The sequence below is a fragment of the Bordetella genomosp. 6 genome (assembly GCF_002119705.1).
Taxonomy (GTDB): Bacteria; Pseudomonadota; Gammaproteobacteria; order Burkholderiales; family Burkholderiaceae_B; genus Bordetella; species Bordetella bronchiseptica_F.
This window is the reverse complement of the sequence record NZ_CP021107.1, coordinates 2,760,143-2,774,566: the sequence shown is the minus strand read 5'-3', so window position 1 is coordinate 2,774,566 and position 14,424 is coordinate 2,760,143. Positions and strand designations below refer to the sequence as shown.

General features: G+C 61.1%; 14 protein-coding genes. 13 read left to right on the top strand and 1 reads right to left on the bottom strand.

Features of this window, described 5'->3' with window-relative positions; genetic code table 11:
• The first annotated feature begins 199 nt into the window (after positions 1 to 199).
• Positions 200 to 2,353 carry an autotransporter domain-containing protein gene (locus tag CAL11_RS13025; RefSeq protein WP_086093198.1) on the top strand — a complete coding sequence of 718 codons (2,154 nt, stop codon included), beginning with the start codon at positions 200 to 202 and terminating at the stop codon, positions 2,351 to 2,353.
• Here CAL11_RS13025 and CAL11_RS13020 read toward each other — a convergent pair.
• Entirely contained in the window at positions 2,350 to 2,958 is a 609-nt protein-coding gene (locus tag CAL11_RS13020; RefSeq protein ID WP_086093197.1) for a DUF2239 family protein, read from the bottom strand. The genes CAL11_RS13025 and CAL11_RS13020 overlap by 4 nt on opposite strands.
• 222 nt (positions 2,959 to 3,180) lie before the next feature.
• On the opposite strand from CAL11_RS13020, the gene guaB reads away from it, so the two are divergent.
• The 12 genes from guaB to CAL11_RS12960 all read left to right on the top strand — a co-directional run bounded on the left by guaB (position 3,181) and on the right by CAL11_RS12960 (position 14,275).
• Complete coding sequence (gene guaB, locus CAL11_RS13015) at positions 3,181 to 4,641, top strand: IMP dehydrogenase (protein WP_086093196.1); 1,461 nt, start codon at positions 3,181 to 3,183, stop codon at positions 4,639 to 4,641.
• Between the two features lie 96 nt (positions 4,642 to 4,737).
• Positions 4,738 to 6,330, top strand: coding sequence for a glutamine-hydrolyzing GMP synthase (gene guaA / locus CAL11_RS13010; protein ID WP_068926468.1), 1,593 nt, complete (start codon positions 4,738 to 4,740; stop codon positions 6,328 to 6,330).
• Positions 6,331 to 6,634: 304 nt separating this feature from the next.
• Positions 6,635 to 7,837: a tyrosine-type recombinase/integrase gene (locus tag CAL11_RS13005; RefSeq protein ID WP_000954590.1), complete on the top strand. Its 1,203-nt coding sequence runs from the start codon at positions 6,635 to 6,637 to the stop codon at positions 7,835 to 7,837.
• Positions 7,838 to 7,984: 147 nt separating this feature from the next.
• A complete protein-coding gene (locus tag CAL11_RS13000; RefSeq protein ID WP_001179606.1) occupies positions 7,985 to 8,206 on the top strand; it encodes a helix-turn-helix transcriptional regulator in 222 nt (73 codons plus the stop codon).
• A 4-nt stretch (positions 8,207 to 8,210) separates the two neighbouring features.
• Complete coding sequence (locus CAL11_RS12995; protein WP_001162384.1) at positions 8,211 to 9,038, top strand: helicase RepA family protein; 828 nt, start codon at positions 8,211 to 8,213, stop codon at positions 9,036 to 9,038.
• Entirely contained in the window at positions 9,025 to 9,906 is an 882-nt protein-coding gene (repC, locus tag CAL11_RS12990) for a replication protein C, IncQ-type (protein WP_000743064.1), read from the top strand. The genes CAL11_RS12995 and repC overlap by 14 nt, the downstream gene beginning before the upstream one ends.
• A gap of 1,032 nt (positions 9,907 to 10,938) precedes the next feature.
• Complete coding sequence (locus tag CAL11_RS12985; protein WP_000024442.1) at positions 10,939 to 11,127, top strand: FitA-like ribbon-helix-helix domain-containing protein; 189 nt, start codon at positions 10,939 to 10,941, stop codon at positions 11,125 to 11,127.
• A gap of 140 nt (positions 11,128 to 11,267) precedes the next feature.
• Complete coding sequence (trbJ, locus tag CAL11_RS12980; protein WP_000836966.1) at positions 11,268 to 12,047, top strand: P-type conjugative transfer protein TrbJ; 780 nt, start codon at positions 11,268 to 11,270, stop codon at positions 12,045 to 12,047.
• A 12-nt stretch (positions 12,048 to 12,059) separates the two neighbouring features.
• Positions 12,060 to 12,296: an entry exclusion lipoprotein TrbK gene (trbK, locus tag CAL11_RS12975; protein WP_000718002.1), complete on the top strand. Its 237-nt coding sequence runs from the start codon at positions 12,060 to 12,062 to the stop codon at positions 12,294 to 12,296.
• A 10-nt stretch (positions 12,297 to 12,306) separates the two neighbouring features.
• Positions 12,307 to 13,734, top strand: coding sequence for a P-type conjugative transfer protein TrbL (gene trbL / locus CAL11_RS12970; RefSeq protein ID WP_001405816.1), 1,428 nt, complete (start codon positions 12,307 to 12,309; stop codon positions 13,732 to 13,734).
• Positions 13,735 to 13,738: 4 nt separating this feature from the next.
• A complete protein-coding gene (locus tag CAL11_RS12965) occupies positions 13,739 to 13,987 on the top strand; it encodes a hypothetical protein (protein WP_000213809.1) in 249 nt (82 codons plus the stop codon).
• A gap of 63 nt (positions 13,988 to 14,050) precedes the next feature.
• Positions 14,051 to 14,275, top strand: a complete 225-nt coding sequence (locus CAL11_RS12960; protein ID WP_000211355.1) for a type I toxin-antitoxin system ptaRNA1 family toxin — start codon at positions 14,051 to 14,053, stop codon at positions 14,273 to 14,275.
• Positions 14,276 to 14,424: the final 149 nt, after the last annotated feature.

The following is a 14,424-nucleotide window of genomic DNA, read 5'->3' as shown; positions in this document are numbered from 1 at the left end:
CATCCTCCCATGTTCTCCATTTCCGATGCCGCGGCAACGCGGCACCGTACGGCGCGCTGTGCCATGCGAAATCCGCGCAGGCCGCGCCGGGTCTTGCGGTGCGCCGGCCATTCCGGTCGGCGGCCTTTTCCACACTGCCTTCCAGGCCCGAGGGCCGGCAGACAACAGCTCCGGCCAGGAGGCCGGACAGAGGGGTTCCATGAAGAAGCAGGTTGTATTTTCGGCGCCGCGCCTGCGGCCCATCATGGCCGGCCTGGCGCTGGCCGCATGTCCCGCGCTGGCAAGCGCCGCGCCGGCCTTGCCGCCGGTTACCGTAGGCATGGGGATGCACCAGCTGACGGTCCCCCCGGGCACGACTTTCGTTCCCATGGCCATGAGCAGCGACGCGACAGTCCTGGCCGGCTCCGGGATAGTGCCCGGACTCAACCCGCAAGCGGCCATGTGGCCGCTGTCCGATCCCTTTCCGTATTACGTCATTGCGGGCGAGAGGAGCAACTTTCAGGCGCTCAATCAGGATGGCAGGGTGGCGGTAGGGTCGATAGTCATCGCGGGCTTGTCGCAGGCCGCGCGCTGGGACAATGGCAGTTGGTTCCAGCCCTTGGGCGTAGGCACGGATGGCGCCACGCAATCGTACGCCTCGGGCGTGAGCGCCGATGGCAGCGTGGTGGTCGGGTGGCTGACATGGGGTGGCGCGATGGAACGCCGCCCGTTCCGCTGGACGCAGGCCACGGGCATCCAGACGCTCAGCGGTTTCGAATCCCATTCGTTTGCGCTTGCCACCGGCATAAGCGGCGACGGCAATGTCGTGGTGGGCGATATATACAGTGGCGTGGCGGTCACCCCCCACGCCTACCGCTGGACCGCCTCCGGCGGCATTGATCTGCTGCCGCACGTCAGCGGCGGTACGTCCTCGCACGCGGCGGCCACCAACCGCGACGGCTCGGTGGTGGTGGGAACCGCGTACGGCAGCAGCTTTGGCGGAGCGCGCGCCTTCCGCTGGACCCAGGCGGGCGGCTCGGCCAACCTGGGCACCATCGCCGGGGGCGAGGCGGGGCAGTCGTTTGCCAATGCCGTCAACGCCGACGGCAGCGTCGTGGTGGGCTATGTAGACCGCACCGGCATAGGCCTGATCACCGAGCAGAGCGCATTCCGCTGGACCCAGGCAGGCGGCATGCTCACCGTCGAGCAATGGCTGCGCGGCCATGGCTATACGATTGCCGATGGCCAGACCTGGCGTGCGCTGGCCGTCAACGCCGATGGCACCATCGTCATGGGCATGATGCAAAACGGCGATACCTTCGTGGCCCGCACACCCGCCGACAAAGTGCCCGATCCCGTCTCCCCGGGCGGCGGCGAGCCCGCTCCCCAACCGGGCGGCCAGCCGGGCAGCCAGCCGGGCGGCCAGCCCGCCGGCGGCGGCCTGATCACGCTGCGCGAGTTTGCGGCCAGCCTGGGCGGCGCCGCCGCGCTGCCGGCCAGCCTGACCAGCTCCACCGACATGCTGCTGCATGGCGCGCACGGCTCGCCGCTGCGCAGCCTGGTGCCCGCTGGCAAGATCGGCATGTGGACCACCGGCGACTGGGGCCGCACCGAGCACGGCAGCCAGGACGGCATCGCCGCGGTGGGCGAGGCGGGCCTGTCGTATCGCTTCAACGAGCAGGTGCAGCTGAACCTGGCCGTGGGCGGCGGCAACATGCGCCAGTACCTCGAGTACGACGGCAAGAGCACCGCCAGGCAGACCTACGTCATGCCCGAACTGCTGTGGAACCTGCCCCGTACGCCGCTGTGGCTGACCGCCAGCGCGCTGTATGCCGATGGCGACCTCAACGTGCGGCGCGGCTACCTGAACGCAGGCGTGGACGATCGCAGCAGCGGCAAGGCCTCGCTGCGCACCACGGCCGCGCGCCTGCGGCTGGACTGGCGCGACGCGCTGGCCTGGGAGCGCGCCGCGCTGACCCCGTACCTGGACTACAGCTACATCCGCACCCGCGTGGGCAGCTACACCGAGCATGGCGGCGGCTTCCCGGCGCGCTGGGATGCGCGCACCGACCACGCCAACGTGGCGCGGCTGGGTGTGGACGCGACGGTGCAGGTGGGCGGCAACGTGCAACTGCTGGGCACGGTGGAAGCCGCCCATCGCTTCGAAAGCCACAGCGCAGGCGCCAGCGGCCAGGTGATCGGCCTGATGCCGTTCGAACTGGACGGCGCATCCACCCAGCGCAACTGGCTGCGCTTCGGCGCGGGCGTGCAGGCGCCGGTGGGCCCGGGCACGGCCTCGCTGATGCTCAATACGACCACGCACAGCAGCATGCCGTCGTACTGGCTGGCGGCCACCTACCGGCTGGCGTTCTAGGCCGGCGCGTCCGCCGCGCCGGCCAGCCGCAGGGCATAGGCGCGCACATCGGCCGGCCAGCCGGCCGTGTGCGCCGCCAGCCTGGCCATGTCGCCGGCATACAGCGCGCGGGCGGCTTCCTCGAAGCCGGGCAGGTTGCCCGCCGCCGCGCTCATGAAGGCGTAGGCGGCGTCGCGCCCGCGGCGCAGCGCGTCGGCGCCGGCATGCTCGCGGCGCGCCTGCTCGACCAGCTTGCGCAGCGCCACCGAGGCGCCGCCGGGCTGTCCGGCCAGCCATTCCCAGTGGCGCGGCAACAGCGTTACCTCGCGCGCCACCACGCCCAGCCTGGGCCGGCCGCGGCCGCGCGGCAGGGCGGGGCTGCCCTCGGGCTCGGCCTCGGGCTCGACAGGCGCCGGCGCCGGCAGGCGCGCCACGATCTCCGCGTCCGTGCCCCGCGTGTCCACGTCGATGGCGCGTCCGGTGGCATCCTCGTAAATGAACACCGCGGCGCCGGGATCGCGATCGGCGGCGCGCCGCGCCGCCAGCGCCACCTCGGCCAGCGAGCCGGCCGCCAGCAGGGCATGGTCCACGAAGGCGGTATGGGTGGCAGGCATGAGGCTCGTCATGATGTGAATCGAATCCGGGTAGAAATTGAATGGTGGAAATATTGCCCGGGTAAATATTCGATGTCAATATCACCCGGGTGAAATTTTCCAGCTGCGCATGCACGGGGCCGGCCAGTGTTGCCCCGGGCGTACAGCCCGGCAAAATTCCCCCCGGAACCTAGGGTTCCTACTAGTAACTTCTTACAGCCGGCGTATAATCTTGCTTTGCGCCCGGAGTCTCCCATGCGTCTCGTTCAAAAAGCACTCACCTTCGACGACGTGTTGCTGGTGCCTGCTTATTCCGAAGTGTTGCCGCGCGACACCTCGCTGACCACCCGCCTTACCCGCAACATCACCCTGAACATCCCGCTCGTGTCCGCCGCCATGGACACCGTGACCGAAGCGCGCCTGGCCATCGCCATGGCGCAGGAAGGCGGGATAGGGATCATCCACAAGAATCTGTCGGCCGATGACCAGGCCAAGGAAGTCGCGCGCGTCAAGCGCCACGAGTTCGGCATCGTCATCGACCCGGTCACCGTCACCCCCGACATGAAGGTGCGCGACGCCATCGCGCTGCAGCGCCAGCATGGCATCTCGGGCCTGCCGGTGGTCGAAGGGCGCAAGCTGGTCGGCATCGTCACCAATCGCGACCTGCGCTTCGAAGACCGCCTCGACCAGCCCCTGCGCAACATCATGACGCCGCAGGACCGCCTGGTCACCATGAAGGAAGGCGCCACCCTCGACGAAGCCCAGGCGCTGATGCACAAGCACCGCCTCGAGCGCGTGCTCATCGTCAACGACGCCTTCGAACTGCGCGGCCTGGCCACCGTCAAGGACATCGTCAAGAACACCGAACACCCCTTCGCCTGCAAGGACAGCCAGGGCCAGCTGCGCGTGGGCGCGGCCGTGGGCGTGGGCGCCGGCACCGAAGAGCGGGTCGAGAAGCTGGTGGCCGCCGGCGTCGACGTCATCATCGTCGACACCGCGCACGGCCACTCGGCCGGCGTGCTCGAGCGCGTGCGCTGGGTCAAGCAGAACTATCCCAAGGTCGAGGTCATCGGCGGCAACATCGCCACCGCCGCCGCCGCGCGCGCGCTGGTCGAAGCCGGCGCCGACGGCGTGAAGGTCGGCATCGGCCCGGGCTCCATCTGCACCACGCGCATCGTGGCCGGCGTGGGCGTGCCCCAGATCAGCGCCATCTCCGACGTGGCCAAGGCCCTCGAAGGCACGGGCGTGCCCCTCATCGCCGACGGCGGCATCCGCTACTCGGGCGACGTCGCCAAGGCGCTGGCCGCCGGCGCCTTCGCCTGCATGATGGGCGGCATGTTCGCCGGCACCGAGGAAGCCCCCGGCGAAGTCGTGCTGTTCCAGGGCCGTTCGTACAAGTCGTACCGCGGCATGGGCAGCCTGGGCGCGATGGCCGACGGCTCGGCCGACCGCTACTTCCAGGATCCCGCCAACAACGCCGACAAGCTGGTGCCCGAAGGCATCGAAGGCCGCGTGCCCTACAAGGGCAGCGTGCTGGCCATCATCTACCAGCTGGTGGGCGGCATCCGCGCCTCGATGGGCTACTGCGGCTGCGCCAGCATCGACGACATGCGCACCAAGACGCAGTTCGTCGAAATCACCTCCGCCGGTGTGCGTGAATCGCATGTCCACGACGTGCAGATCACCAAGGAGGCGCCGAACTACCGCGCCGACTGACCCGGGGTCCAGTCATCATCATGCAATGCATCGCGCACCGGCAGAACCGGCCAGGTTCTGGCCGGTGCGCTTTTATTTCCAACCGGCAGAATCTCCATGCACCAGCGCATCCTCATTCTTGACTACGGTTCGCAAGTCACCCAGCTGATCGCCCGCCGCGTCCGCGAAGCCGGCGTCTACTCCGAAATCCATGCCGGCGACGTCGACGACGCCTTCGTGCGCGACCAGGTCGCGCAGGGCCTCAAAGGCATCATCCTCTCGGGCAGCCACGCATCGGCCTACGAAGAAGGCTCGATGCGCGTGCCGGCGGCCGTGTTCGAAGCGGGCGTGCCCGTGCTGGGCATCTGCTACGGCATGCAATCCATGGCGCAACAGCTCGGCGGCACCGTCAGCTTCAGCGACCACCGCGAATTCGGCTACGCCGAAGTGCGCGCCCATGGCCACACCAAACTGCTCGACGGCCTGGCCGACTTCACCACCGACGAAGGCCACGGCATGCTCAAGGTGTGGATGAGCCATGGCGACAAAGTCACCGAACTGCCGCCCGGCTTCAAGCTGATGGCCTCCACGGCCTCGTGCCCCATCGCCGGCATGGCCGACGAAAGCCGCGGCTTCTACGCCGTGCAGTTCCACCCCGAGGTCACCCACACCGTCCAGGGCAAGGCCATGCTGGCGCGCTTCGTCAAGGACATCTGCGGCTGCGAAGGCGACTGGAACATGCCCGACTACATCTCGGAAGCGGTCGCCCGCATCCGCGAACAGGTCGGCAGCGACGAAGTCATCCTCGGCCTGTCCGGCGGCGTGGACTCCTCGGTGGCCGCCGCGCTCATCCACCGCGCCATCGGCGACCAGCTCACCTGCGTCTTCGTCGATCACGGCCTGCTGCGCCTGGACGAAGGCAAGCAGGTCATGCAGACCTTCGCCGAGAACATGGGCGTCAAGATCGTCCACGTCGACGCCACCAGCCAGTTCATGGGCAAGCTGACCGGCGTCGCCGACCCCGAAGCCAAGCGCAAGATCATCGGCCGCGAATTCGTCGAAGTCTTCCAGGACGAAGCCGGCAAGCTGCAAGGCGCCAAATGGCTGGCGCAGGGCACCATCTACCCCGACGTCATCGAGTCGGCCGGCGCCAAGACCGGCAAGGCCACCTCGATCAAATCGCACCACAACGTCGGCGGCCTGCCCGATACGCTCAACCTGCAACTGCTCGAACCGCTGCGCGAACTGTTCAAGGACGAAGTGCGCGAACTGGGCGTGGCCCTGGGCCTGCCGCCGCAGATGGTCTACCGCCACCCGTTCCCCGGCCCCGGCCTGGGCGTGCGCATCCTGGGCGAAGTCAAGCACGAGTACGCCGAACTGCTGCGCCGCGCCGACGCCATCTTCATCGAGGAACTGCGCAACGCCAAGGACCCGGCCAGTGGCCTGACCTGGTACGAACTCACCTCGCAAGCCTTCGCCGTCTTCCTGCCCGTCAAGTCGGTCGGCGTCATGGGCGACGGCCGCACCTACGAATACGTCGTCGCCCTGCGCGCCGTGCAGACCTTCGACTTCATGACCGCCGACTGGGCGCCCCTGCCGCACCCGCTGCTGGCGCGCGTCTCCTCGCGCATCATCAACGAAGTGCGCGGCATCAACCGGGTGGTGTACGACGTATCGAGCAAGCCGCCGGCGACGATTGAGTGGGAATGATTCCGCGTCTGGCACAGCCAGGCACCTGATGGCATGAAATGCCGCTAAGCCCGCGTAATTGCGGGCTTTTTTTTGTTTGTGTTTGGCACGATCTGGCAACGGGAGGAAGCGCCAAGCACCGTTTGAGCATGGCATTAAAGCTGGTATTATGGTTTGGCGATGCCATGATTGATGCCGATACCATGCTGCGTTCTTTTGTGTGTTCATGGTATTAATATTCTATAAGTTACTGTTTCGTAAGAAAAAATACGATAAATTCGAGATTTTTTCAGCATGGTATCGGAGACGAAGAAGGACAAGGTACATGCTGACCGATACCAAGCTGCGCAATCTCAAGCCCAGGGACAAACTCTACAAAGTGAATGACCGGGAAGGTCTCTATGTGGCAGTGACTCCAGCCGGCTCCATCTCGTTCCGTTACAACTACTCAATCAACGGTCGGCAGGAGACCATCACCTTTGGGCGTTATGGTGTCGGTGGCATCACCCTGGCCGAAGCCCGCGAGCTGTTGGGTGACGCCAAGAAGATGGTTGCGGCGGGCAAGTCGCCGGCCAAGGAGAAAGCCCGAGACAAGGCGCGGGTGAAAGATGCAGAGACGTTCGGTGCCTGGGCGGAGAAGTGGCTGCGTGGCTACCAGATGGCCGACTCCACCCGCGATATGCGCCGCTCGGTTTATGAGCGTGAGCTGAAGCCGAAATTCAGCAATCAGAAGCTGGTGGAGATCACCCACGAAGACTTGCGGGCGCTGGCTGATGCCATTGTTGAGCGAGGCGCACCGGCCACCGCCGTTCATGTGCGTGAAATCGTGTTGCAGGTATTTCGCTGGGCCATCGAGCGTGGGCAGAAGGTCGAAAACCCGGCAGAACTGGTGCGCCCAACAAGCATCGCTCGATTCGAGCCACGTGACCGAGCGTTGACGCCAGAAGAAATTGGGCTGATGTACCAGTACATGGAGCGAGTGGGCACAAGCCCAACAAACCGTGCGGCGGCCAAGCTGTTATTGCTGACGATGGTGCGCAAGAGCGAGCTGACCAATGCGACCTGGAGCGAGATCAATTTCAGCGAAGCGTTGTGGACGATTCCAAAGGAGCGGATGAAACGCCGTAACCCGCACCTGGTATTTCTGTCCCAGCAGGCTCTGGATATTTTCATTGCCATGAAAACCTTTGCCGGTGGTTCCGACTTCGTTTTGCCATCACGGTACGACTCGGATGCGCCGATGAGCGCTGCCACACTTAACCAGGTGCTGACGCTGACTTACAAGGCGGCGCAGAAAGATGGGAAGTCACTTACCAAGTTCGGACCGCATGATTTGCGGCGCACAGCCAGCACGCTGTTGCATGAGGCCGGCTACAACACCGACTGGATCGAGAAGTGCCTGGCGCACGAGCAGAAGGGCGTGAGGGCTGTCTACAACAAGGCTGAGTACCGCGAGCAGCGGGCGGCGATGTTGCAGGATTGGGCCGATATGATTGATGAGTGGACTTCGGGAGGCAGTAAGGGTTGATGTTTTTGCTATCTTTGATAGCATTGAAGTTGATGCCGTGAATTTATAAATAAGGCCGCCATTGGCATCGGGCAGGTCAATTACCGATTAGCTGCTTCGCGCAGCTACTCGATGAATAGCAACTATTCATTTGAGAGGTATTGACCCATGCAAAATATAAAGACCCTCATCAACAGGAAGAAGCTCCTGGAGATGATCCCGCTTTCGACACGAACAATTTATAACCTGGAGCAGCGAGGGGATTTTCCACGCCGTATCGCGTTAACCAGTAGAAATGTCGCCTGGGATTTGTCAGAGGTCGAAGAGTGGATTGAGGCACGTAAATCATCGGGTGATCAAGCTGCGCGACCTGGCCCTATAGAGGGCTAGTTATATGGCTCTTGATCTTATGGCGGCTTTCACGGAATTGCCGCCACCCATTGATTATGTTCTGCCTAATATGGTTGCTGGCACTGTTGGTGCTCTTGTGTCGCCTGGTGGGGCTGGTAAATCCATGTTGGCCCTTCAATTGGCTGCACAGATTGCAGGCGGGCCTGATTTACTTGAAATAGGCGAGTTTCCCACCGGGCAAGTGGTCTATCTGCCTGCTGAAGATCCACCGGCCGCTATTCACCATCGTCTGCACGCCCTTGGGGCACACCTCAGCGCAGCGGAACGGCAAGCCGTGGCTGATGGTTTGCTCATTGAACCCTTGATCGGTAAATGCCCAAACATCATGGCTGCTAGCTGGTTCGATGCTCTCAAACGAGCCGCTGAAGGTCGTCGCTTGATGATCTTGGACACTTTGCGGCGCTTCCACATTGAGGAGGAGAACGCTAGCGGGCCGATGGCGCAGGTTGTTGGGCACATGGAGGCCATAGCCGCTGATACAGGCTGCTCCATTGTGTTTCTGCACCACGCGAGTAAAAGCGCAGCCATGATGGGGTCGGGCGATCAACAGCAGGCCAGTCGTGGATCGTCCGTACTGGTTGATAACATCCGTTGGCAATCGTACCTATCCGGCATGACGCAAGGCGAGGCCGAGATACTGGGGGTCGATGATTGTCAGCGTGGGTATTTTGTCCGCTTTGGCGTCAGCAAGGCCAACTATGGCGCACCTTTTCAAGAACTCTGGTTTAGACGGCACGACGGCGGCGTGTTGAAGCCTGCTGTACTGGAGCGGCAGTGCAAGGTGAAAAGGAGACAGCGTGAAGAAGCCTAAGCATGACCTGACCCACGTCCGACATGATCCCGCGCACTGTTTGGCACCTGGCCTGTTCCGCAGCCTCAAGCGTGGCGATCGCAAACGCTGCAAGCTGGACGTGACCTACACCTTTGGCGAGGACGAATCCATGCGTTTCGTCGGATTCGAACCTCTCGGGGCCGATGATATGCGTCTTTTGCAAGGCATCGTGGCCCTTGGCGGCCCGAACGGCATCTTGCTAACCCCGGAACCGACCAGTGAGACGGGGCGACAGCTACGGCTATTCCTTGAACCCCGTTTCGAAGCCATTGAGCAAGACGGCTTGGTGGTTCGTGAGAGCCTGACCAAACTGCTCTCAGAAACGGGCATGACGGATAGCGGCGACAACATCAAGGCGCTCAAAGCCAGCCTGCTGCGCATGTCGAACGTCACCATCCTTGTGACGAAGGGACGGCGGCAAGCCGCGTTCCACCTGATGAGTCATGCTTTTGACGAGACGGACGGCAGGCTATGGGTTGCCCTGAATCCGCGTATTGCCGAAGCGATCCTGGGGCATCGTCCATATGCCCGTATCGACATGGCGGAAGTGCGGGTGCTACAGACTGATCCGGCACGGCTGATGCACCAACGGCTATGCGGCTGGATCGACCCCGGCAAATCCGGGCGCGTGGAACTGGACACGCTTTGCGGCTATGTCTGGCCAGATGAAGCCAATGCCGAAGCTATGAAAAAACGCCGTCAGACTGCCCGGAAGGCACTGGCCGAACTTGCCGCCGTGGGTTGGGTAGTGAACGAATACGCCAAGGGAAAATGGGAGATCAAGAGGCCTGGCCCCACGGCAACTGCACCCGTTTACCGTCGTAACGTTCCCTTGTTACCGTCGTAACGCTCCCCTTCTGCCGTCGTAACGTTCCCCGTCCCAATTTGGAAAACCCAGACGGTGCGCTGCTTTGCGGGCAGTTTGGGAAATCCATCCAAGATTATCTAAAGATAATCCATCATGCGCGGTGCAGCTCGCGCCTTGAGGGCGCGTTCTGACCTTGCCAATAAAGCCCTGGCGGGCTTTATCAATCGGCCATAGGCCGATGGTTTAACGCCAAGAAGAGAAGGCGGCTTCAGTGGCCGCTGAAACGCCTTGTGAGAGGGGAAAACAACCCGGAGTCCCTTATTCCATGAGCTGAAGCAGAATCTGCGTCTAACGGTGCTGGAGGGCCGCTGTGTGCACTTGTAGTTATCTGTACTGAAACCTTGGCTCGAAACGTGAAATGGCTAAGCAGTGCCCATTCGTTCGGTAAGAATAATAAGAAGATTATTATTCTTATTATTACCAAGCAGGAATGAGCCGTGTGTGTTGGACGCCCATAACCAGTAACCTGCGTGAAGGTGTCAACATCAGGAAAGGTTGCCCCTCAAGTATCAATACGTCGCCTTAGTGGTATGACGGGAGGGGAGGCAAATTTCTTGTGTTCATTGACACTTGAGGGGCGGGTTATGCCCTTCTTTTTTGGCGTCCAACTCGCCCCATCGGGGCGAATGGTTTGTGTCGATTGTTGGCATTTTAGGTTCCGATTTAAAGCCGATTGAGCAGCGATTTTGAAGCGACTATGTCGATTGCAGGCCGATTTGGTGACGATTACGGTTATGTTGCCAAGAATCGGTGTTTGTTTGACGATAAAACGCTTTACGTTCGATATGCGCTAGATTTTCAATAGTGGGTGAAATGCGGGCAGGATGGGTGAAGTTAGCTAACCGGCAAGCCGGTTATCTATCTTCACTGTCCCTTATTCGCGCCGGGGGCACTCAACGGGAATCCTGCCCTGCGGGGCTGATCGGCTACCGCCGGTTGCAAGAGTATAGGTCTTGCTATTTTTAATATCTTTGATAGCATGGTTGTCGGGTACACCAAAAGGGTATTGATATGGCAAATGTGCTTATCAGGAATTTACCCGCCGAGGTGCACCGTGCGTTGAAAGTTCGAGCAGCGCTCAACGATAGGAGCACCGACGCGGAAATACGCGAAATACTGACGGCGGCAGTACAGCCGCTAGAGCTTGAAGAGATTGGCCGGGAAGTTGGCTTGTCCGAAAGCGATAAAAAAACAGAGTAGTTTTACGTTTGTAAGTCCGGGCCTCAGCGCCAAGGGCAATACCGATCAGCTAGTGGCGTAGCTCTTCGATGAAACGTTGCCGAGAACAAGCACAACGCTTGGTCAAGGCAATGCCTTCTTTTCATCGACGGAGTACGACCATGAAGTCCAAAATTTTAGCGGCTAAAAAAACCGCTCTAGCCGTTGCACTCGCAACCGGCTTTATCACCACTACCACCGCCCCTGTGCAAGCTGGTATCCCCGTCATCGACGGCGGCAACCTGGCCCAGAACATCATGACGGCCATCGAGTCGGTGGCGCAGACGCTCAAGCAGATTGAGCAGTACCAGACCCAGTTGCAGCAGTACGAAAATCAGCTCCAGAACACGATGGCCCCAGCCGCGTATATCTGGGATCAGGCGCAGACTACGATCAACCGGCTGATTGCCGCGCAAAACACGCTGGCCTATTACGAGAACCAGCTAGGCAGCCTGGATCGTTACCTGGCCAAGTTTCAGGACGTGGCCTATTACCGCAGCTCGCCATGCTTCAACGGCAGCGGCGGATGCACGCCGGCCGAAAAGGCAGCGATGGAAGAGAACCGCCGCCTGGCGTCAGAGTCGCAAAAGAAGGCCAACGATGCCCTGTTCCAGACCGTTGCCGACCAGCAAAAGGCTTTGAAGGATGACGCCCGTACCCTGGAGCGGCTGCAAGGCGCGGCCCAGGGTGCAACTGGCCAGCTACAGGCCATCGGCTACGCCAACCAGCTCGCCAGCCAGCAGGCCAATCAGCTCTTGCAGATTCGCACCATGTTGACCGCCCAACACAACGCGGAGGCAGCCCGGATTGCAGCAGAACTCGATGCCGAGGCGCGAGGTGATGCCAGGGCCGAGCAAATGCGTACCTGGACGTTTCGCCCGAGTCCGGCAGACAACTACTAGGGAGGCGGTGAGATGAAAAAAATCTTTTTTACTACCGCGGCTACGTTGCTGTTGTTGGCTGGATGTGAACAGGAAAGGATGCCCGAACCAAATGCGGCGACGTGTGCCCCCGATGCGTTCCAGGCAGCACTGAATGAAATGCGCAGCGAAGCGAACCGAGAGGCCTTTACCGAGGAATGCAGAGCATTCCAGAAGGCCAAGCAGATGCGTCAGTGGGAGTTCAAGCCCAGCCCTAAAGATGATTATTGAGGTGGTCGCCATGAGAAAGAAAATTGCTCTAGGTGGCTTGATGATGGTCGCCACAATGGTGCTGGCTGAACCTGCAATGGCGCAGGAGCTAAGTAGCAGCGGTGTTATGAATGATGTGCTCAAGCGTTTTCATGATGCTGCCGCAACATGGGGGCCAGCTATTGAGTCCGCTGCATCGCGTTTGTTCTGGACGCTGGTTGTGATTTCGATGGTCTGGACATTCGGCATGATGGCTTTGCGCAAGGCCGACATTGGCGAGTTCTTCGCGGAGTTCGTTCGCTTCACGATCTTCACCGGCTTTTTCTGGTGGTTGCTGACGAATGCGAACCAGGGCATGAATATCGCCGGTACGATTGTTCAGTCATTGCAAACTCTGGGCGCGCAGGCGGGGGGACTTTCCAATAGCAATCTTGGGCCCTCCAGCATCCTTGATCTTGGTTTCGAGTTATACAACCGCACAGTACAGGCCACCTCGGAGCTGGGATGGCGGCAGATGGCAACTGCTCTGGTCATGGAGCTAATGGCCCTGGCTGTTTTGTTTGTCCTGGCGTTGATTGCGGTCAACCTGTTGCTGTTGCTCGCATCAGCCTGGATTCTGTTGTATGCCGGTGTGTTCTTCCTTGGCTTTGGTGGAAGTCGTTGGACTTCCGACATGGCGATCAATTACTACAAGACCGTGCTGGGCCTGGCCGCACAGCTTATGGCAATGGTGCTTCTGGTTGCGATTGGCAAAGAGTTCATCAATCACTACTACACGCAAATCAGCGAGAACATGGCATCCCAGGAACTGGCCGTGATGTTGGTTATATCGGTCATCTTGCTTTTCTTGGTCAACAAAGTTCCGCCGATGATTTCTGGTCTTGTGTCTGGTGGTGGTATTGGCGCAGCCGGTGGAATTGGAAACTTCGGTGCGGGTGCGGCAGTTGGGGCGGCGGTGACGGCGGCCAGTATGGCAACTGGCGGCGCTGCCCTGGCAGGTAAAGCGGTTATGGGTGCCGCAGCCGGTGCAGCCGGAGGTGCAAGTGCACTCCAAGCGGCTTTTCAGAAAGCATCAGCGAGTATGGAAACCGGCGGTGACATGTCCAGCATGGGGTCAGTTGTCAGCAGTGGCGGAAACGGTGGTGGTGAAGCGGGTACTGCTGGCAGTAGCCCATTCGCCCAAGCGGCTGGCTTTGGTGACAGCGGCAGTAGCTCAAGCGGTGGCGGCTTTGCCAAGGCCGCGAAGCTGGCCACAGGCACGGCCTCCGAGTTAGCCAAGGGTGTCGGCTCTCAAGTGAAGCAGGGATTCCAGGAGCGAGTGAGCGAAACCACAGGCGGAAAACTGGCTGCTTCGATACGCGAAAGCATGGAGCCGAAAGAAGCAAGCCAATCTGGCCAGTTCGAGGGCAATAGCTTGGGCGCCGATTCTGGCCCAGATAGTAACGAAGTCAGGAGTTAGCACGATGACGACATCAACATACATGGCCGCATTGGCGGCCCTGGATGAAGCGCCAAGGGAAGAAGTCAGCCAGGTATTTATTTCGCCGCTGGGTGATCAATCGACCGAGGTCGATGCAGAGACAGAAACAGCCGCTTTTGTATCACGGCCAGACCCTATGAGAGAGAGCGAAACTAAGCCGATAAGTATTGAGGTTAATGGCGGCAGGAATGAGCGGTCAGCATTCGCGGAGGCGGCGGGGCTGTACCTGTAGGCGCACCGGGCTGGCCACAACCAGCCCGGCACTTTCAATCAACACCTACTGGAGAGGTGAATTATGACAACACAACATATTATCGAACCAGGGCAAGCAGTGCATCAAGCAGCGGCTATTCTTTCTTCTTTGGAGTACATCAACCAAGCGGAAGCGCGGAGCCTTGGGCCATTGGCCGAAGCCGTCGCTAATGCTTTTATGGTGGTGTACTACCAAGCTGAAACGGGCCGGGCGACACAGGCTGATTTTCAAGAAGCAATGAACGCCTTGCGCCAAGCGTGCAGCTAATGACGAAAGGGCGGCCACTCGAACTGGCCGCCTTTTTCAATCTTCACTGTTTGGCCATTCCCGACCCACAGACGGCGCATCCATCCATTCGCGTTCCTCCGGCGGCAGCGGGTAAGCCCCGGATGCTTCCGCGTCGGCCAGTAGTTCGG

Excerpts from the sequence above, each read along its gene's own strand:
- CAL11_RS13025 (WP_086093198.1), top strand. The coding sequence starts at position 200 with ATGAAGAAGCAGGTTGTATTTTCGGCGCCGCGCCTGCGGCCCATCATG.
- CAL11_RS13020 (WP_086093197.1), bottom strand. The coding sequence starts at position 2,958 with ATGACGAGCCTCATGCCTGCCACCCATACCGCCTTCGTGGACCATGCC.
- guaB (WP_086093196.1), top strand. The coding sequence starts at position 3,181 with ATGCGTCTCGTTCAAAAAGCACTCACCTTCGACGACGTGTTGCTGGTG.
- guaA (WP_068926468.1), top strand. The coding sequence starts at position 4,738 with ATGCACCAGCGCATCCTCATTCTTGACTACGGTTCGCAAGTCACCCAG.
- CAL11_RS13005 (WP_000954590.1), top strand. The coding sequence starts at position 6,635 with ATGCTGACCGATACCAAGCTGCGCAATCTCAAGCCCAGGGACAAACTC.
- CAL11_RS13000 (WP_001179606.1), top strand. The coding sequence starts at position 7,985 with ATGCAAAATATAAAGACCCTCATCAACAGGAAGAAGCTCCTGGAGATG.
- CAL11_RS12995 (WP_001162384.1), top strand. The coding sequence starts at position 8,211 with ATGGCTCTTGATCTTATGGCGGCTTTCACGGAATTGCCGCCACCCATT.
- CAL11_RS12985 (WP_000024442.1), top strand. The coding sequence starts at position 10,939 with ATGGCAAATGTGCTTATCAGGAATTTACCCGCCGAGGTGCACCGTGCG.
- trbJ (WP_000836966.1), top strand. The coding sequence starts at position 11,268 with ATGAAGTCCAAAATTTTAGCGGCTAAAAAAACCGCTCTAGCCGTTGCA.
- trbK (WP_000718002.1), top strand. The coding sequence starts at position 12,060 with ATGAAAAAAATCTTTTTTACTACCGCGGCTACGTTGCTGTTGTTGGCT.
- trbL (WP_001405816.1), top strand. The coding sequence starts at position 12,307 with ATGAGAAAGAAAATTGCTCTAGGTGGCTTGATGATGGTCGCCACAATG.
- CAL11_RS12965 (WP_000213809.1), top strand. The coding sequence starts at position 13,739 with ATGACGACATCAACATACATGGCCGCATTGGCGGCCCTGGATGAAGCG.
- CAL11_RS12960 (WP_000211355.1), top strand. The coding sequence starts at position 14,051 with ATGACAACACAACATATTATCGAACCAGGGCAAGCAGTGCATCAAGCA.